Origin of the sequence: Pseudomonas sp. sp1636 (assembly GCF_030376615.1) — a bacterium.
Lineage (GTDB): Bacteria > Pseudomonadota > Gammaproteobacteria > Pseudomonadales > Pseudomonadaceae > Aquipseudomonas.
Map to the genome: position 1 here is coordinate 155,247 of NZ_JARRAB010000007.1, position 16,637 is coordinate 171,883.

Consider the following 16,637-nt stretch of genomic DNA (forward strand, 5'->3'; position numbering starts at 1 on the left):
TGACTGAGGCGCACCCTATGCAGAAAACTGAGATCATGGTCGTTGGCGGCGGTTTGCTCGGCATGGCCATCGCCTACGGCCTGGCTCGCCTGGGGCGCCAGGTCAGCGTGCTGGACGAGGGCGACACGGCCTTGCGCGCGGCCCGCGGCAACTTCGGCCTGCTCTGGGTGCAGGGCAAGGGCTACGGCATGCCGGCTTATGCGCAGTGGACCCTGCAATCGGTGGCGCTGTGGCCGCAGCTGGCGCGCATGCTGCTGGCCGACACCGGCATCGACGTGCACTTGCGCCAGCCCGGCGGCTTGCAGCTGTGCCTGTCCGATGCGGAAATGGCCGAAGAAAGCCGTCGCCTGTGCTGGCTCAAGGATGCGCTGGAGGGCGACTATCCCTTCGAACTGCTCGACCCGGCCGCCCTGCGCCAGCGCCTGCCCGGTGTCGGCCCGCAGGTGGTGGGCGCCTGCTATTCGCCGCTGGATGGCCACGTCAACCCGCTTAAATTGCTGCGCGCCCTGCATGCGGCCTGCCAGCAACGCGGCGTGCAGCTGCTCAATGGCCGCCGGATCAGTGGCATCGCGCAACGCGGCGCGGGCTTCGAGCTTGCCAGCGGCGACCAGCGCTGGCACAGCGAGCGTCTGGTGCTGGCGGCCGGGCTGGGCAACCGCGAGCTCGGCGCCTTGCTCGGCCAGCCGGTACCGCTGCAGCCCAGTCGCGGGCAGATCCTGGTGACCGAACGCCTCGAGCCCTTCCTCCATTACCCCACCAGTACCGTGCGCCAGACCGACGAAGGCACCGTGCAGCTGGGCGACTCGGCCGAGATGGTGGGCTTCGACGACGGCACCAGCAGCGCGGTGATGGCCGATATCGCCGGGCGCGCGGTGCGGTGTTTTCCGCGTCTGGCGAACGTGCGTCTGGTGCGTGCCTGGGGCGCGTTGCGGGTGTTGAGCCCGGATGGCGCGCCTATCTATCAGGCCCTGCCCGGCGCACCGGGCGCCAGCGTGCTGTCCTGCCACAGCGGCGTGACTCTGGCCGCCGCCCACGCACTGCGCCTGGCGCCCTGGATCGCCGGTGAACAGGCACTGGCGGAGATCAGCCCCTTCGGCCTGCAACGCTTCGCCACTACCTCCGCAACCGCAACCGAGGTGCGTCATGCCAGCTGACAGCCTGTTCCGCCAACTGCCCTCGGCCGCCGAGCTGCTCAGCATCGACTTCGATGGGCAAACCTTGCAGGTGCCGGCCGGCGTCTCGCTGGCGGCGGCCTTGCTCGCCAGCGGCGTGCGCCATACCCGCAGCACCCCGGTGAGCGGCAGCCCGCGCACGGCCTACTGCATGATGGGGGTGTGCTTCGAATGCCTGGTCGAGGTGGACGGCATGCCCAACTGCCAGGCCTGTCTGCTCCAGGTCGCGCCCGGCATGCAGGTGCGCAGCCAGCACGGCGCTCGCCGCCTGGGCTCGGCGTCCGCGCTGGAGGAGCACCAGGATGACGCTTGAAACCTTCGATCTGCTGATCATCGGCGCCGGCCCGGCCGGCATGAGCGCGGCGCTCGAGGCGCGCCGCCATGGCCTGAGCGTGGCGCTGCTGGACGAACAGCGCTCGCCCGGCGGGCAGATCTACCGCAACATCGACCACAGCGACCCGCAACGCCTGGCGATACTGGGTGCCGATTACCAGGCCGGCGCCAGCCTGAGCGCGGCCTTTATGGCCTGCGGCGCGCGCTACATCGCCGGCGCCGCGGTGTGGCAAGTCACCGCGCAGAAGCAGGTGCACTACCTGCTCGACGGCCGCGCCGGTGTCTTGCAGGCACGGCGCTTGCTGATCGCCACCGGCGCCTATGAACGGCCCATGCCGATTCCCGGCTGGACCCTGCCCGGAGTGATGACCGCCGGTGCCGGGCAGATCCTGCTGAAAAGTGCCGCGCTGCTGCCAACCGATCCGGTGGTGCTGGCCGGCTGCGGCCCACTGCTGTACCTGTTGGCCGTGCAGTACCTGCGCGCCGGCATTGCCCTGGCGGCGCTGGTCGACACCAGCAGCCACACCGATGCCCTGCGCGCCTGGCGCCAGCTGCCGGGGGCTTTGCGCGGTTGGCGCGACCTGCTCAAGGGGGTGTCGCTGCTGGCCAGCCTGCGCCGCGCCGGGGTGGCGCATTATCGCGGCGCGCGCGATCTGGCGATTGAGGGCGAAGAGCAGGCTCAGGTCTTGCGTTTCAGCAGTGGCGGCATCCAACGGCGCATTCCGGCGAGCTTGATCCTGCTGCATCAAGGCGTGGTGCCGAACACCCAGATCAGCTGGTCGCTGCGCCTGCAGCACCAGTGGAACAACGCGCAACTGTGCTGGAGCGCCGAGCGCGACGCCTGGGGCGAGACCAGCCTGGCGGGGATTTTCATCGCCGGCGACGGCGGCGCCATTGGCGGCGCGCTGGCGGCGCAGCAGCAGGGCCGGCTCGCCGCCCTGGCCATCGCCGGGCAGTTGCACCGCCTCACAGCGCCTGCCATCGAGGCACTGGCCAAACCCTATCGCCGCGCCCTGGCCCGGCAGCTCGCCGCGCGCCCATTGCTCGATGCGCTGTACCGCCCACCACTGGAACACCGCGTGCCGGCGGATGCGATCATCGTCTGCCGCTGCGAGGAAGTCAGCGCCGGCGAGGTACGCCAGCACGTCGACCTCGGCTGCCTCGGCCCCAACCAGACCAAGGCCTTCGGCCGCTGCGGCATGGGCCCCTGCCAGGGACGCCTGTGCGGCCTGAGCGTGACCGAAGTGATCGCCGAACGGCGTGGCGTCCCCCCCGAGGAGGTCGGCTACTACCGCATCCGTTCGCCGTTGAAACCCATCACCCTCGCGCAGTTGGCCAGCGAGGCCACGGCCAGCATCCCTCAGGAGTCCTTATGAACGGCATCCAACGCATCGACAGCAATCCCCGCCTCAGCCGCGTGGTGGTGCACAACGGCGTGGCCTGGCTCAGCGGCATAGTCGCCGCCGATTGCACTCAGGATATTCGCGAGCAAACCCGCCAGGTGCTGCAACGCCTGGAGGAATTGCTGGCGGAGGTCGGCAGCGACAAGAGCCGCCTGCTCAGCGCACAGATCTGGATGAAGGACATGCCCGGCGACTTCTCGGCGATGAACGAGCAGTGGAGCGCCTGGTTCGCCTCCGGCGAGACGCCGGCCCGCGCCACCGCCCAAGTGTGCTTCGACGCTGCCGACATCCGCCTCGAGCTGATCGTCACCGCGGCGGTCTGAGCACCGCATTCACCCTGAGCCCGCCGGGCTCGCCCGGAGGTATGGCCGCAATGGCCAGCCAAGTGCCATGCACAGCAGTCATCCGACGTGCTGCTGCCGATTACGGGTGACTTCATTTCCTGGAGCATCCGGATTACAACAACAACGTAATTGGAGCCACCTATGAATCGCTACAGCACGCTCAAAACCCTCGGCCTGGCGACGCTGGTCGCCTTTGCCTGCGCCGCCCAGGCCGCCGACAAGCACCTGCGCCTGGGCATCGAGGCGGCCTACCCGCCGTTCGCCTACAAGACCCCGGACAACCAGATCCAGGGCTTCGATTACGACATCGGCCAGGCGCTGTGCGCCGAGATGAAGGTCACCTGCGAATGGACAGAGGTCGAGTTCGACGGCCTGATCCCCTCGCTCAAGGTGCGCAAGATCGACGCCGCCCTGTCGTCGGTGTCGATCACCGAGGAGCGCCTGAAATCGGTGGACTTCAGCCACAGCTACTACCGCGTCCCGGCCAAACTGGTCGCCCGCACGGGCAACGGCATCGAGAGCATCCCGGCCGACCTCAAGGGCAAGCGCATCGGCGTGCAACGCGCCACCAACTTCGACCGTTATGCCAGCGAGTATTTTGAGCCCGCCGGTGCCGAGATCGTTCGCTACGGCACCCAGAACGAGGTGTTCCTCGACCTGCTGGCCGGCCGCGTCGATGCCAGCCTGGCCGGCTCCATCGCCATCGAAGAGGGCCTGCTGAAGAAGCCGGAAGGCAGTCCCTTTCAGTTCGTCGGGCCGAACTTCAGCGAAGAGCAGTATTTCGGCACCGGTGCCGGCATCGCGGTACGCAAGAACGACCCCTTGGCCGCCGAGCTGAACAAGGCCCTGGCCGCCATCCGCGCCAACGGCACCTACGAGCAGATCCGCAAGAAGTACTTCGACTTCGACATCTACGGGGACTGATTGACTCCGCTCGTCGCCGCCCCTGCGGCGGCGAGTCTGGCCTTCGCAACGCCTTGAACCTTAACGCGGGGTGGTAGCTATGGAACTTGATCTGGTTGAGCTGTTTGCGCTGGAGCGCTTGTTTGGCCAGGCTGGCGCCGAGCCCCGCTGCTTGGCTGGCGCGCGCCATAGTTTCGAGGTGCTGGAGCGCTCGAAGACCTCGCTCGGATTCTATTCAATCATTAAATACCCCCACGGCCTCGAGCAGATCCAGCCGCGGCAGGAGCTAAGCTTGCCCTTCAGGCACCATTTGCTGCCGTCTGGCGGCCACTTCGTCTGCTGGGTCGAGGGTGACTCGACGCTGTGCTTGGAGGCCGTCGCCAGTCAGCAACCTTGGCCCGCGGATTTCACTCCGGCTGGCTTGTAAGGTGGGCGCGGCCTGCCTGCTGGCAAGTTGTGGGGGGAGGCGCAGGACAACGGCTTCGCCCCGAGGTCGGGCCTCCCACAGACAAGACTCAAGCCGGCGAATTTGAGCTAAGCAACTGGCAGGCCGTTGAAAAACTACCTACGTTGCCGATACGGCGTTAAAAACAGGCTCGGCAAGCCGCTTGCGGCTAACGCGCTTTAGCGCGACCCCGCAGGGGCGAGCGAAGCGAGTCATGCTCATTTACAGCTCGTAAACTCCGCTTCCTCGCCTGTTTTGACTCGCTAGCGCTCGCCCTTCGGGCCAGCCTTCGGCTGTTACTCCCGTTGGTCGTTGCGCCTTGTCTCGGCTGCCTCGCCTACGTTTTTCAACGGCCTGCTAGCCGTACAGACCGCCAGCTGCTTGCTCAAGTCTTTAGGGTTGCTCTGCCAGCGTGCTTGTCAGGTACGACCGTGTTCGCCGAAATGCACCTTGGCCGCCTTGCGGCACTCGATGGCGCCGCGGCGGTGATTGCGGGGCAGGCTGCTGCTGTCGATACGGCTGTCCAGAGCCTGCCATTCGGCCAGGCATGAGGTGTCGTCGTTGCAGCCCTCGATCCACCGCGCATCAACCCCGCGGTTAACGCTGCGTCGGGCCGGCGCATTGTTGCGGCTGGCTTGTTCCGCCTCGTTCTGCGCCATGTACGGCGGTGAGGGCATGCCGCGGCTGGGCGCAGTCTGCTGGGCGCGCGGCAGTTCGCCGTAGCGGCAGGTGACTATGTGTTCGTCGATGTGTTCGTCGATGTGGTTGCCGGGCTTGATACGGTCGCTCAGGGGCGCCGGGGCGCTTGACGGCGCACCGGTCAGGCGCTCGGGCTGGATTGGCTCGGGTTGCTGGGCAGGGGTGGCGCCGAGGCGGCGCTGGTGAGGGCCAGTAGCCGTCTCGGGTTTCGCTGGTTAACGCCCTGTGCAGGGCGTTCGATCTGTGTCGCTGGCCGCCTGGACGAGTGCCAGGGTGCTGCGTCGGATCGTCATGCTATTCAGTTCGAACAGATCTTCGTTAGCGCGTTGGCTATTTCTCCAGACCCAAGGTCGGATTAGGCCGTTCGACTGTTCTAGCGTTGTACGATTTGCCCACACGCGAGCTGCGGCGTTATGCGCTAAGCGCAGAGTGGTGTCTCTATGTGTTGTTGACCTGCACCCATGGTCTGACGTTTAAACTCCCTGGTTGTACGTGCATTCTGCGCTTTGGCACTCTGGCTCACGTGCAGAACCACGCGGGTGCTGATTGGGGGAAAATGATACGGCGTGTCGTCATTCACTTAAGCCCTCCTTGCTGCTGTCCTGGGTCTTAAGGTAGCTCGATTTATTGCGTGAGGTTTAGTACATGTGGCAATAAAACCTGAGCTCTCAGGAATTAATGCACATAAAGCCCGCCAACATTGAATTTCGCGCGGTGATCGGCGGCTGATCCGCCCTGGCGGCGCGCGTCCAGGCACTTGAGTGTCGACTACAGACAACTGTGCATGACCCAAGCGCTCTAGGTTAGACGGGTGTTATTTCAGCCGAAAACTTGGAGCCGACATGCCTAACCCGATCACCGTTCTGCGCGATACCGCGCCCATGCCCATGCTCGACGCCTGCAAATGGGAGAAGCTTGCCGGCGACCCGCACACCGTCAATCTCAATGCCTACACCTCGGAAGACGGCAGCAAGATCATGGGCACCTGGATCTGTACCCCCGGCAAATGGCGGGTCGCCTACGAGAAATGGGAGTACTGCCACTTCCAGGAAGGCTACTGCATCATCACCCCGGACGGCCAGGCGCCGATCCACCTCAAGGCCGGCGACATCTTCATCGTCGAACCCGGCATGCAAGGCACTTGGGAAGTGGTCGAGACGGTGCGCAAGTATTTCGTCTTCGCCTGAAAATCCCGTCGCGTAGAAGAACAGCTGGCCCGAGCCGCGGGCTAGCTCGCCTCCTCATCGGTTAACCGCTGCAGGTAAACGGCGAAATCCGGGTCTTCCCCGCGCAGCAACTGTGGCAGCCGTTCGCGGAAGTCCTCGCGTCGGCTCCACTCGCGCATGTAGTCCTCCCAGGAATGCCAGCGGCGCTGTTTCTTCTCGTCCATGTCGCTCTCGTAGACCAGCAGATAGGCACGCTCGAACAGGGAGATCAGCATGTCGAAAATCAACCACATGCGTTCGCGCTGTTCGTCGCTCAGATCCGGGGTGGCGAGCTGGCTGCGCAGTTTCAGATCCGGGTTGGCCAGCACCACTTCGAGGAAGTCGATATAGGCATCGGAGAGCTGCTGCCAGGTGGCCTCTTCTTCGTTCGCGCGTTCCTTGCGTTGCTCGACCAGGAACACCCCAATCGCGAAGGGCAAGGCCACCACAGTGACGATGTAAGACAGCAGTTCCCAGGTTTCAAGTGTCATATCGACGCCTTTGGCTAATGGCCATTAGCAGGCCGTTGGAGAAACTATCTGCGTCGCCGACGCGGCGTCAAAAAACGGCCTGCTAGAGCAAGGTTATTTTGCCGCAGGCAGGGCGGCACGGCGCTATTGCCCAGGCATTATTTACTCGCGCAGGCGATAAGAGTTGCCTTCCACGCCGGCGATTGTCATAACTGTCACGTGGCCATGTGAGGAGCGTAGTCAACGCCCCTATGCAGGCTCCGCGCAGTACAGGGCTCGGCGTACGCAGTTGCAGCGTCGCAGGTTGTGGTCTTTGTCACCGTCGCAGCGACAAAGTCCGGAACCTCGACGCTATGCTGGCCCTCGAAGGTACAGACCCGTCAGAAGCGAGGAATACCATGCAAATTCATGTGAGAAGCAACCATATCGAAGGAAGTGTCCGGCTTCAGGAGTGGGTAAGCGCAACAGTGACGGAGCGGCTGGATCGTTTTGAAGATTTTCTCACTCGGGTTGAAGTTCACCTCAGCGACGAAAACGGCAACAAAGCCGGTGTCGACGACAAGCGCTGCCAGATCGAGGCGCGGCCCAAAGGCCATCAATCCATTTCAGTCACTCACAAAGCCCCATCGCTCGATCAGGCCGTGGACGGCGCCACCGAAAAACTGCGCCATGCCCTCGAACACATGGTCGGCAAGCTCGAGGTAAAAGCCGTCTCCAGCGGGCACATCGACGACCCACGTCTGAGCGAAGAGCCCCAGCAAGTCACCGAAGCCCTGCTGCAGGAAGAATTTCTGGCCAGGCAAGAAGCCCTTGGCCGGGACTAAGCTACTCACTTGCGTGATTCCTGAATGATTGCCATAAGGGGTTGCCATGCACGCATGGCAACCCCTTTAAGGTTGTGCAATCCGTTCCGGAACAAGCCGAACCAACCCGTAACCACGCCCTTGCAGACGCCGCGCCGCTGCCGACCTGTTGCGCAATAAGCCCCCCGTGATCCGGCGCCGACTGCCCGCTCGGATGGTTCCGTGCACCTGTGGGAGATTGCCCGCCGTCATCGACGGAGCGCTGTCGTGCAGCAATCGTTTCATGCCCTGCAACACTCGCCACGAGCCATAGGGAATGCCGTGCTGTTCGATATAGGCTTTGGATTCAGGTTCAAGAGGTAAAGCGTATTGCCCATTGGTTTTACCCTGAGAGGAGCCTTTGGGCTCAATTTCAGCCTGCGCTTGCAACATATGCCCGCGCCCGGTTGTCGTGGCTAATATCGGTGATGGGTGATGGCGCGTTTTTTCTTGTCACAGCAGGTCATTTTGCGGGCGCCTGGTTCATCGCCCCGTGAACACGCGTCAGAGCTCGCGCCGAGGTCGGGCCTCCTACGGGTACAGCGGCAAGTCGCGCCTTGCGCATAAAGGCAGGATTCGGTGAGTCGCCGGGATAAACCGAGATGCGGCGCAATCCACGAGAGCGTTCGCGGATTGCGCGGGTGTTTGTTCGGGCTTGGGCAGCACCGCAGTCGGGAGTTCGCGGCCGCCCTCCCATGCAGCACATAAGCGAACGGGGGCTTTTGTAAGCCAAACGCCATAGATGATTGGTGGTTATCTGCTACAACGCCAGGGCAAATAGCTCTTTTCTAGCGGGCATAAGGCCACTATTCTTCGTCGCATGTTTTATGCAGGCGTACCCCCGGCTCTTTGGGTTGTGTCAACGCCACCATTTGCAGGTAAGAAGGGACTCGACCATGCAAGAGCAACGCCACCTGCCTGCGCTCCGCGCGCACATCAATCAACTGCTGAGCGAGGGTTGGGTCATCGCCCAGCGCAATCCGCTCAAGTTGCAGCTAGGGAGTAGAACCTGTTTGATCATGCACGGCATGCTGATCAGCGAAGGCACGCTCTGGAACCATGCCGATGCTGCCTTGCGTTCCTCGGCATGCAACCCGCAGCCGCAGGCGCGGCAAACAATCGACGCGCCTGCGCCGGCTCGGGCCGCGGGTTAATACCAGGCCATATCCCGGTTATGTGTTGAGCACGATTGGCGTCTGCAGCGACTTCAGCCGCGAATTTTGCGGGCGTTTGCAGGTTTTCGCGGATAAGCCCGCTCCTGCCAAAGCACTACCCTCCATGCCGCGCGTAACTGCGACATAGCCTAACAGGCCGTTGAAAAACTACCTGCCTTGGCAATACTGCGTTAAAAACGGCCTCACAAAAGCGAAGCGTTGAACGCGCTTCGGCGCGGCCCCTTAGGGGCCAGCCTGCGGCTGTTACTGCGCTGCGCTGCGGCCGTTTTTGCCTTGTCTTGCCTGCCTCGCCTACGTTTTTCAACGACCTCTATGGCCATGTGAATAACGTCACCTACTACAGCTACTTCGACAGCGCGGTGAACGCCTACCTGATCGAGGTCGGCGGCCTGGATATCCACCACGGCGCAGTGGTCGCTTTCGTCGTCAGTTCCAGCTGCGACTACTTCGCTTCCATCGCCTTTCCCGAGCGTATCGAGATCGGCCTGCGGGTCGCCAAGCTCGGTGCAGTACGAGCTGGCGGTGTTCAAGGATGGCGAGGACGAGGCCTGCGCGGCCGGGCGTTTCGTCCATGTGTTCGTCGAGCGGGCGAGCAACCGGCCGCTGCCGATTCCGGCGAATTTACGCACGGCGCTGGTGGCCTTGCGGGTCGAGTAAGGGCGGCCCATCCTTCAGCGTTGACTTACAGCAGCCAAGCGCTACCGAGTCTTACGGATCGGCCAGCGCCGCGCGGCGACCGCGTGCAAGGTCGACGCTGGCGAGAATCAGCAGGCCGAGGACGAAGTAGCTGCCGGTGATCAGCAGCGCCAGGCGGTGGTCGCCAGCGCTCAGCCAACTGGTCAGGCCATAGGTCATCGGGCCGATAATCGACGACAGCTTCACCGCTTGGCCCCACAGGCCATAGAACTCCGCGCGCCGGGTCGGCGGCGCGAGCAGGCCGACGATGGCGCGTCCGGCCGACTGGCTGGCGCCCATGCACAGCCCGGCGATATTCGCCGCCAGCCAGAACAGCCCCGGCCCCTCGGCGGCCCAGGCCAGGCCGATCATCAGCAACCAGCCAAACAGGGTCAGGCTCAGGGTGGCGAGATGGCCGAGGCGATCCTGCACATAGCCGAACAGCAAGGCGCCGAGCGAGGCGGTGACATTCACCAGCAGGATCAGAACCAGAGTGTCCTGGGTGCTGAAGCCCATGGCCTGGTGGGCGTAGATGGCGGCCAGGGTCACCACCGCGGCGATCCCGGCCTGGTAGCTGACGGTGCAGGCGAGAAAGCGCAGCAGGTCGCGATAGCGTCCGGCTTCGCGTAGCGTTTGGGCGAAGCGGGCGAACGCCACCCGCGCGCTGTGGCGGGCGCCGGGCTGCAGCTGCGGCTGGCTGCGTTCGTGGAGGAACAGGAAGGTCGGCAGGCTGGCCAGGGCGAACAGGCTCGCGGTGAGCAGCATGCACACCGGCACGAATTGCGCCGCCGTGTGCCCCTGGGCCTGCGCCCAACTGACATAGGCCAGGCTGGCGCCGAGGCTGAGCAGGCCGCCGAGGTAGCCGAAGCCCCAGCCCCAGCCGGAGACGCGGCCGATGGCATCCTCGCGGGCGATTTCCGGGAGGAAGGCGGCGATCAAATTCTCGCCGCTGCCGAAGCAGAAGTTCGACAGCACGACGAAGACGATGGCGGTGGCCAATGCGCCCGGCCCGGCCAGTGCCAGGCCGGCGGTGAACAGCACGCAGCCGAGGGTGCAGAGCAGCAGCAGGCGCTTCTTGCAGGCATAGGCATCGGCGTAGGCACCGAGCACTGGCGCGCTGAGGATGATCAGGGCATAGGACAGGGCGATCGCGCCGGTCCAGACCAGGGTGCCCCAGGTGGCGCCGCCGGCCACCACCGCGACGAAGTAGGCGTTGAACACCGCGGTGATCACCACCGTGGTGTAGCCGGAGTTGGCGAAGTCGTACATCGCCCAGGCCCAGGCTTCGCGGGGTGTCACTCCGGGGGCGAGGCTGGGGGGCATGGCAAGCACTCCGTTGGCGGGCGCACGGCTGGCGGCGCGCAACCGTGCTCAAGCAAGCCTAGCAGCCTGCCCGACGAGAGACGCTCGCGCTATAACCGCGAGCCTGCTATGGGCTAGAGGTTATTATCGTCAGCGCCGGCAAAGGCTTATTGTTTTTGGCGAGGGCGGTCGTCGGGACTGCCCGCTCGCCGAGCGGCGGTGGAAAAACGCTCGCCGGCTGGCGCTCGATATTTTCACAACCGCTGAGGGGTCGTCGATGAGTCGTCTGCCTCATGCAACAAGCGCCCATCCCGACTCGGCGGCTGCGGCGCACAGACTGTTACGGATCGTTCGCCAGACGGTGGCCGAACTGCGCCCTTATGCCGCGCAGGGTGCGGCGGTCAGCCTGGACAGCGTGTTCGACAGCGATCTGGGGCTGGACAGCCTGGCGCGGGTCGAACTGTGGTCACGTATCGAGCGCGAGTTCGGCGTGCGCCTGCCGCAGGCGCTGTTCGCCTCGGCGGAGACCGCGGGCGACTTGCTCGAGGCGCTGCTGGCCGGCAGCCCGACAGGCGCGACGGGGCCACCCGGCAGGGTCGAGCACTTGCCGATCAGCCCGCCGGAGCGGCTCACGCCGGACGCCGCGCAGAGCCTGATCGAGGTGCTCGACTGGCATGTGCGGCGCCATCCGCAGCGCATCCATGTGCGCCTACTGGGCGATAGCGATGTGCCCGAAAACATCAGCTACCTGGCCTTGCAGCAGCGCGGCCTGCAGCCCGGGCAGCGGGTGGCGCTGATGCTGCCGACCGGGCGCGACTTCCTCTTCGGCTTCTTCGCCATCCTCCTCGCCGGCGGCGTGCCGGTGCCGATCTATCCGCCCATGCGCCTGTCGCAGATCGAGGAACACCTGCGCCGCCAGGCGGGCATTCTCGCTAACGCCGAGGCGGTGATGCTGATCACCGTCAGCGCAGCCAAGCTGCTCGCCCGCCTGCTCAAACCGCAGGTGCCGAGCCTGGGCGAGATCGCCACCGTGGCCGAACTAGCCGCCGAGCCCGGCACATTCCTGGCGACGCCGCGGCAGGCGCAGGATCTGGCTTTCCTGCAGTACACCTCGGGCAGTACCGGCCAGCCCAAGGGGGTGATGGTCAGCCACGCCAATCTGCTGGCCAACCTGCGGGCGATGGGCAGGGCGCTGCGGGTCGACGCCGACGACGTGTTCGTCAGCTGGCTGCCGATGTACCACGACATGGGCCTGATCGGCGCCTGGCTCGGCAGTCTGTATTACGCTTCCGTCCTGGTGTTGATGTCGCCGCTGGCCTTTCTCGCCCGGCCGGTGCGTTGGCTGGAGGCGATCCACCGTTACCGCGGTACGTTGTCGGCGGCGCCGAATTTCGCCTACGAATTGTGTCTGGGCAAGCTCGCCGACAGCGAGCTCCAGGGCCTCGACCTGAGCAGCTGGCGCCTGGCCTGTAACGGTGCCGAGCCGGTCAGCCCGGACACCCTGCAGCGCTTCGCCGAGCGCTTCGGTCGCTACGGGCTGCAGCCAGGGGCGCTGGCGCCGGTGTACGGCCTGGCCGAGGCGACCCTGGGCGTGGCCTTCCCGCCGACGGGGCGTGCGCCGCTGATCGATTGGGTTCGGCGCGAGCCGTTCCAGGCCCGGGGCAAGGCCCAGCGCGCCGAGCCGGGCAGTGCCGAGGCGCTGCGTTTCGTCAGTTGCGGGCGGCCGCTGCCCGGGCATCAGGTGCGCATCGTCGACGATCAGGATATCGAGCTGCCCGAGCGCTGCGAGGGGCACTTGCAATTCAAGGGGCCGTCCACCAGCAGCGGCTATTTCCATAACCCGCAGGAGAGCCAGCGGGTGCGCCATGGCGAGTGGCTCGACTCGCTCGACCTGGCGTACATGGTGGCTGGCGAGGTCTACCTGAGCGGGCGGGCCAAGGATCTGATCATTCGCGGCGGGCGCAACATCTATCCCTACGACGTGGAGACCGCCGTCGGCAGCCTGCCGGGCCTGCGCAAAGGCTGCGTCGCGGTGTTCGGCAGTGGCGACCCGGCCAGCGCCACCGAACGCCTGGTGGTGCTGGCGGAGACCAACGAGAAGGACGCCCGCGCGCGGCAACGCCTGCAACAGGCGATCAAGCGGGTGGCCATCGACCTGACCGGGGTGCCGCCGGACGATATCGTCCTGGCGCCGCCGCACAGCGTGCTGAAAACCTCCAGCGGCAAGATCCGCCGCGCCGCCAGCCGCGAGCTGTACGAGCGCGGCGAAGTGGGACGGCCGGGGCGACCGGTGTGGCGGCAGCTACTGCGCCTGCTGCAGTCGGCGCTGCGGGCGCAACTCGGTCGTGGCTGGCGCAGCGTTCTGGCCGCGCTCTATGCCGCGTATTTCTGGGTCTGGCTCGGGCTGCTCGGCAGCCTGACCTGGTCGGCCGTGGCGTTGCTGCCGCGCCTGATCTGGCGCCGCCGTCTGACCGGCGCGGCGGCGCGGCTATTCTTGCGTCTGGTGGGCATCCCCTTGCGCATCGGGGGGCTGGACAGGCTGCGTGGGCAGGGTGTGCGCGTGCTGGTCGCCAACCATGCCAGCTACCTGGACGGCTTGCTGCTCTGCGCGGCCTTGCCAGCCGAGTTCAGCTTCGTCGCCAAGCGCGAATTGGCCGGACAGCGCATCGCCGGGCACTTCCTGCGCCAGATCGGTACCTGCTTCGTCGAGCGCTTCGACCTGCAGCGCAGTGCCGCCGATGCCGAACGTCTGGCGGCGGCGTTGCAGGCCGGGCAGTCGCTGCTGCTGTTTCCCGAAGGCACCCTGAGCCGCGAGCCGGGCTTGCTGCCATTTCGCATGGGCGCCTTCGTCCTCGCCGCGCGCGCCGACGTGCCGCTGGTGCCGGTGGCCATCGCGGGTTCGCGCATGGTGCTGCGCGACGGCCAGTGGTTCCCCCATCGCGGCGCGATTCAGCTGCACATCTGCGCCCAACTGCTGGCGCCGGGGCGCGACTGGCTGGATGCGATCAAGCTGCGCGACACCGCGCGGGAGGTGTTGTTGCAGCGCTTGGATGAGCCGGATCGGTTGCTGCTGGCGGGTTGAGGCTGGCGGGGAATCGTTGCGGCAGGCGGGAGTTGTTCCCCGCCGCTCAGTGCTTCTTGTGCTTCTTGTGCTTGTGGCCATGGTAGTGGCCACGGTCGTCAGAACGATTGTCGTCGCTCATTTCGTTGCCGAGCGCGCCGCCCGCCGCGCCACCCAGGCCGGCGCCAATGGTTGAGCCGGTGCTGCCGCCGAGTTTGCCGCCGATCACCGAACCGCCGGCGGCGCCCAAACCGCCGCCCAGGGCCGCTTCGGTCTTGTTGCCGTCACGCGCGGTGATGACTCCGCCGGCCGCGCCGCCAACCCCGGCACCAATGGCGGCACCGGTGCTGCCGCCGACCTGCTGGCCGATCACGTTGCCGAGGACGCCGCCGACGCCGCTGCCGATGGCGACCTTGCCGCTGTCGCCGGCAAAGGCGGCCGGTATGCTCAGGGCGCTGAATAGCAGCGCGGGAATCAGGGTGCGCATAGGGAAGACCTCAAAAAGAATTGGACGCCCAGACTAGGGGTATATCAGCGGCGAATGCCGATGCGGACGGTTTCAGTCTGTGTGGCTAATACTGCGACCAGCTCGGCTGAACGGGCGGCGTGCCATATGCACGTGCAACAGCAGATGAGAGGTTAACTGATCAACAAGTTCCCCTCCGTTGGCCAGGAGGGGATGCTCTGTGTGACCACGCACTGGGCCTGAGTCTGACCGGGGCAGATCAGTCGTCGTGACCGTGGTGCCAGCCGTGGCGCTTGCCGTGCTTGCGGTGGCGGTGCTTGTGGCCGTGGCGATGGTCATCGCGGTAGTAGCGGCGGTCGTCACGGTAATAGCGGCGATCGTCGTCGTGGCCGCGGTCGCCGAAGTTGTTGCCCAGCGCGCCGCCGGCACCGCCGCCGAGAGCCGCGCCGATCAGGCTGCCGCTGGTGCCGCCGAGTTGCCGGCCGATGACGTTGCCGCCGGCGCCGCCGAGGGCACCGCCGATGGCCGCTTCGGTGCGGCTGTGGCGGTCGGCGCCGACCACGCTGCCGGCCGCGCCACCGACGCCGGCACCGATGGCGCCGCCGGTGTTGCCGCCGACCTGCTGGCCGACCACCGCGCCGAGCACTCCGCCGAGGGCGCCGCCAATACCGGCTGAGGTATTACCCGCGAACGCGGCGCCACTGGCCAGGCTCAGGGACAACAGAAGGATCGAGGAGTACTTCATGGTGAGGAGAACCTCCGTGTGGATATGGCCGCGATCCTCGTTGCCTCTCGGTGTCTGTGCAAGCCTCTGCCGACGAGCTGCACGACTTTGTTCAAGGTTGGTAAATATTTGTTTTTAGGGAAGAACTTCAGGGCTCTCGGTGAGTCTGAGGTCTCTTGGCGTGGCGTGTTTGGGCGCGGTTCCGGGGTCGAAATGCTGGCCTTCTGCCCGCGCGGGTCACGTCCACTGAGGCCGTTTAACCGGGCAGTGCGGCCGTGCCCCATGCGCCGGATTGCGGCACAACTGCGATCCAGCCGATGGCCACCTACAGCAGGCTCTCCTTGCGCCACTGCTCCAACGCCTGGGTCAGCGGCAGCACCTCGCCGGGGCGGCTCAGGGCGTAACCCGGCAACTGGGCGATGCGCGCCTGGAACTCGGGGTTTTGCAGCACTTTGAGCAGGGCGGCCATGGCCGGCAATTGCAGGCTGTCCTCACGACAGAGCAGGCAGTAGTGCTCGCGGGCCATGGGGATGAAGGTCAAACCGAACTGGCGCGCCGCCGCCTCGACGCCGAAGCCGGCGTCGGCCATGCCGCTGGCCACAAAGGCGGCCACCGCTGCGTGGGTGAACTCCTCGTTGTGGAAACCGTTGATCGCCGCGCTTTCCAGGTTGTCGCGGCGCAGCAGGCCTTCCAGCAGCATGCGCGTGCCGGAGCCCTGCTCGCGGTTGACGAAGCGCAGATTGCCGCGCAGCAGATCGGCCAGTTGCTGGATGCCATGCGGGTTGCCGGGGGCGAGGATCAGCCCCTGGGTGCGCACGACGAAGGTGATCACCCGCTGGTCGGCGCGCAGCCAGGGCTGGATACGGCTCATGCTCAGGGCGCCGAGGGGGCCGGAGGGCACATGCAGGCCGGCCACCTCGCAGTCGTGGCGCTGCAGGGCGATCATCGCCTCGCTGCCGCTGCGAAACTGCACCTCCCATTGCCAGCTGGAATCCTGCTCCAGCCATTCGCGCAACGCGGCCACGGCGAAACCGTGACTGGCGTGGATGCGCAGGCCCGGGTTACTCGCTTGTAAGACCCGGTTCAGCTCCAGCTCCAGCTCGCCGGCCAGGTTGTCCAGCTGCGGCGACAGGCGCGCGCGTATCCGTTGGTCGGCCCACAGCAGTTTCTCGCCGAGCGGGGCCAGGTGTGCCCCCTTGCCGCGCTCCAGGATGATCAGCGGGGTGCCGAAGAATTCCTGCCACTTGCCCAGCAGGTTCCAGGCATGCCGATAGGAATAGCCGGCGCGGGCGGCGGCCTCGGTCAGCTTGCCGGTGTCGTGTACCGCTTGCAGCAGTGCCAGGCCTTGCGGGTCGAGGCTGCTGCCGTCGTTTTGGTGGAAGCGCCAGCGGGGCTGGATGTCGATGCGGATCATATGC

At 65.8% G+C, this 16,637-nt stretch carries 17 protein-coding genes and 1 pseudogene; 11 read left to right on the forward strand and 7 right to left on the reverse strand.

Features of this window, described 5'->3' with window-relative positions:
• Positions 1 to 17: 17 nt before the first annotated feature.
• The 6 genes from P8H27_RS09385 to P8H27_RS09410 all read left to right on the forward strand — a co-directional run bounded on the left by P8H27_RS09385 (position 18) and on the right by P8H27_RS09410 (position 4,582).
• A complete protein-coding gene (locus tag P8H27_RS09385) occupies positions 18 to 1,154 on the forward strand; it encodes an FAD-binding oxidoreductase (RefSeq protein WP_289636999.1) in 1,137 nt (378 codons plus the stop codon).
• Positions 1,144 to 1,485 (forward strand): (2Fe-2S)-binding protein, encoded by a 342-nt coding sequence (locus tag P8H27_RS09390; protein ID WP_289637001.1) that lies wholly within the window; start codon positions 1,144 to 1,146, stop codon positions 1,483 to 1,485. Before P8H27_RS09385 ends, P8H27_RS09390 begins: the two co-directional genes overlap by 11 nt.
• Positions 1,475 to 2,881 (forward strand): NAD(P)/FAD-dependent oxidoreductase, encoded by a 1,407-nt coding sequence (locus tag P8H27_RS09395; RefSeq protein WP_289637002.1) that lies wholly within the window; start codon positions 1,475 to 1,477, stop codon positions 2,879 to 2,881. The genes P8H27_RS09390 and P8H27_RS09395 overlap by 11 nt, the downstream gene beginning before the upstream one ends.
• A complete protein-coding gene (locus P8H27_RS09400; RefSeq protein ID WP_289637004.1) occupies positions 2,878 to 3,231 on the forward strand; it encodes a RidA family protein in 354 nt (117 codons plus the stop codon). The genes P8H27_RS09395 and P8H27_RS09400 overlap by 4 nt, the downstream gene beginning before the upstream one ends.
• 162 nt (positions 3,232 to 3,393) lie before the next feature.
• Complete coding sequence (locus P8H27_RS09405) at positions 3,394 to 4,176, forward strand: ABC transporter substrate-binding protein (protein ID WP_289637005.1); 783 nt, start codon at positions 3,394 to 3,396, stop codon at positions 4,174 to 4,176.
• 79 nt (positions 4,177 to 4,255) lie between these two features.
• A complete protein-coding gene (locus P8H27_RS09410; RefSeq protein ID WP_289637007.1) occupies positions 4,256 to 4,582 on the forward strand; it encodes a hypothetical protein in 327 nt (108 codons plus the stop codon).
• Between the two features lie 437 nt (positions 4,583 to 5,019).
• On the opposite strand, the gene P8H27_RS09415 is transcribed toward P8H27_RS09410, so the two are convergent.
• Positions 5,020 to 5,277: a hypothetical protein gene (locus tag P8H27_RS09415; protein ID WP_289637009.1), complete on the reverse strand. Its 258-nt coding sequence runs from the start codon at positions 5,275 to 5,277 to the stop codon at positions 5,020 to 5,022.
• Between the two features lie 864 nt (positions 5,278 to 6,141).
• On the opposite strand from P8H27_RS09415, the gene P8H27_RS09420 reads away from it, so the two are divergent.
• The gene (locus tag P8H27_RS09420) at positions 6,142 to 6,486 is read left to right on the forward strand and encodes a cupin domain-containing protein (RefSeq protein ID WP_289637011.1); all 345 of its coding nucleotides are present in this window, start codon (positions 6,142 to 6,144) and stop codon (positions 6,484 to 6,486) included.
• Positions 6,487 to 6,527: 41 nt separating this feature from the next.
• Here the strand turns inward: P8H27_RS09420 and P8H27_RS09425 are convergent, their stop codons facing one another.
• Positions 6,528 to 6,995: a hypothetical protein gene (locus tag P8H27_RS09425; protein WP_289637013.1), complete on the reverse strand. Its 468-nt coding sequence runs from the start codon at positions 6,993 to 6,995 to the stop codon at positions 6,528 to 6,530.
• Between the two features lie 377 nt (positions 6,996 to 7,372).
• On the opposite strand from P8H27_RS09425, the gene P8H27_RS09430 reads away from it, so the two are divergent.
• Positions 7,373 to 7,798, forward strand: a complete 426-nt coding sequence (locus P8H27_RS09430; protein ID WP_289637014.1) for an HPF/RaiA family ribosome-associated protein — start codon at positions 7,373 to 7,375, stop codon at positions 7,796 to 7,798.
• A 66-nt stretch (positions 7,799 to 7,864) separates the two neighbouring features.
• Here P8H27_RS09430 and P8H27_RS09435 read toward each other — a convergent pair whose 3' ends face one another.
• Complete coding sequence (locus P8H27_RS09435) at positions 7,865 to 8,209, reverse strand: hypothetical protein (RefSeq protein WP_289637054.1); 345 nt, start codon at positions 8,207 to 8,209, stop codon at positions 7,865 to 7,867.
• Between the two features lie 503 nt (positions 8,210 to 8,712).
• On the opposite strand from P8H27_RS09435, the gene P8H27_RS09440 reads away from it, so the two are divergent.
• Together P8H27_RS09440 and P8H27_RS09445 are read left to right on the forward strand one after the other, a co-directional pair.
• On the forward strand, positions 8,713 to 8,970 hold the full coding sequence (locus P8H27_RS09440) for a hypothetical protein (protein WP_289637015.1): 258 nt from the start codon (positions 8,713 to 8,715) through the stop codon (positions 8,968 to 8,970).
• A 272-nt stretch (positions 8,971 to 9,242) separates the two neighbouring features.
• Positions 9,243 to 9,648, forward strand: a pseudogene (locus P8H27_RS09445) (acyl-CoA thioesterase).
• A gap of 51 nt (positions 9,649 to 9,699) precedes the next feature.
• Here the strand turns inward: P8H27_RS09445 and P8H27_RS09450 are convergent.
• Positions 9,700 to 10,989, reverse strand: coding sequence for an MFS transporter (locus tag P8H27_RS09450; protein WP_289637016.1), 1,290 nt, complete (start codon positions 10,987 to 10,989; stop codon positions 9,700 to 9,702).
• Positions 10,990 to 11,245: 256 nt separating this feature from the next.
• Here P8H27_RS09450 and P8H27_RS09455 point away from each other — a divergent pair, with 256 nt between their 5' ends.
• Positions 11,246 to 14,050 (forward strand): AMP-binding protein, encoded by a 2,805-nt coding sequence (locus P8H27_RS09455; protein WP_289637017.1) that lies wholly within the window; start codon positions 11,246 to 11,248, stop codon positions 14,048 to 14,050.
• A gap of 46 nt (positions 14,051 to 14,096) precedes the next feature.
• On the opposite strand, the gene P8H27_RS09460 is transcribed toward P8H27_RS09455, so the two are convergent.
• The 3 genes from P8H27_RS09460 to P8H27_RS09470 form a co-directional block, all read right to left on the reverse strand.
• A complete protein-coding gene (locus tag P8H27_RS09460; RefSeq protein WP_289637018.1) occupies positions 14,097 to 14,516 on the reverse strand; it encodes a glycine zipper domain-containing protein in 420 nt (139 codons plus the stop codon).
• 238 nt (positions 14,517 to 14,754) lie between these two features.
• The gene (locus P8H27_RS09465; protein ID WP_289637020.1) at positions 14,755 to 15,240 is read right to left on the reverse strand and encodes a glycine zipper 2TM domain-containing protein; all 486 of its coding nucleotides are present in this window, start codon (positions 15,238 to 15,240) and stop codon (positions 14,755 to 14,757) included.
• A gap of 304 nt (positions 15,241 to 15,544) precedes the next feature.
• On the reverse strand, positions 15,545 to 16,633 hold the full coding sequence (locus P8H27_RS09470) for a substrate-binding domain-containing protein (protein ID WP_289637022.1): 1,089 nt from the start codon (positions 16,631 to 16,633) through the stop codon (positions 15,545 to 15,547).
• Between the last annotated feature and the right edge of the window lie 4 nt (positions 16,634 to 16,637).

What these genes read in the sequence shown, in the direction of transcription:
- P8H27_RS09385 (WP_289636999.1), top strand. Translation starts at nt 18, where the DNA reads ATGCAGAAAACTGAGATCATGGTCGTTGGCGGCGGTTTGCTCGGCATG.
- P8H27_RS09390 (WP_289637001.1), top strand. Translation starts at nt 1,144, where the DNA reads ATGCCAGCTGACAGCCTGTTCCGCCAACTGCCCTCGGCCGCCGAGCTG.
- P8H27_RS09395 (WP_289637002.1), top strand. Translation starts at nt 1,475, where the DNA reads ATGACGCTTGAAACCTTCGATCTGCTGATCATCGGCGCCGGCCCGGCC.
- P8H27_RS09400 (WP_289637004.1), top strand. Translation starts at nt 2,878, where the DNA reads ATGAACGGCATCCAACGCATCGACAGCAATCCCCGCCTCAGCCGCGTG.
- P8H27_RS09405 (WP_289637005.1), top strand. Translation starts at nt 3,394, where the DNA reads ATGAATCGCTACAGCACGCTCAAAACCCTCGGCCTGGCGACGCTGGTC.
- P8H27_RS09410 (WP_289637007.1), top strand. Translation starts at nt 4,256, where the DNA reads ATGGAACTTGATCTGGTTGAGCTGTTTGCGCTGGAGCGCTTGTTTGGC.
- P8H27_RS09415 (WP_289637009.1), bottom strand. Translation starts at nt 5,277, where the DNA reads ATGCCCTCACCGCCGTACATGGCGCAGAACGAGGCGGAACAAGCCAGC.
- P8H27_RS09420 (WP_289637011.1), top strand. Translation starts at nt 6,142, where the DNA reads ATGCCTAACCCGATCACCGTTCTGCGCGATACCGCGCCCATGCCCATG.
- P8H27_RS09425 (WP_289637013.1), bottom strand. Translation starts at nt 6,995, where the DNA reads ATGACACTTGAAACCTGGGAACTGCTGTCTTACATCGTCACTGTGGTG.
- P8H27_RS09430 (WP_289637014.1), top strand. Translation starts at nt 7,373, where the DNA reads ATGCAAATTCATGTGAGAAGCAACCATATCGAAGGAAGTGTCCGGCTT.
- P8H27_RS09435 (WP_289637054.1), bottom strand. Translation starts at nt 8,209, where the DNA reads ATGTTGCAAGCGCAGGCTGAAATTGAGCCCAAAGGCTCCTCTCAGGGT.
- P8H27_RS09440 (WP_289637015.1), top strand. Translation starts at nt 8,713, where the DNA reads ATGCAAGAGCAACGCCACCTGCCTGCGCTCCGCGCGCACATCAATCAA.
- P8H27_RS09450 (WP_289637016.1), bottom strand. Translation starts at nt 10,989, where the DNA reads ATGCCCCCCAGCCTCGCCCCCGGAGTGACACCCCGCGAAGCCTGGGCC.
- P8H27_RS09455 (WP_289637017.1), top strand. Translation starts at nt 11,246, where the DNA reads ATGAGTCGTCTGCCTCATGCAACAAGCGCCCATCCCGACTCGGCGGCT.
- P8H27_RS09460 (WP_289637018.1), bottom strand. Translation starts at nt 14,516, where the DNA reads ATGCGCACCCTGATTCCCGCGCTGCTATTCAGCGCCCTGAGCATACCG.
- P8H27_RS09465 (WP_289637020.1), bottom strand. Translation starts at nt 15,240, where the DNA reads ATGAAGTACTCCTCGATCCTTCTGTTGTCCCTGAGCCTGGCCAGTGGC.
- P8H27_RS09470 (WP_289637022.1), bottom strand. Translation starts at nt 16,633, where the DNA reads ATGATCCGCATCGACATCCAGCCCCGCTGGCGCTTCCACCAAAACGAC.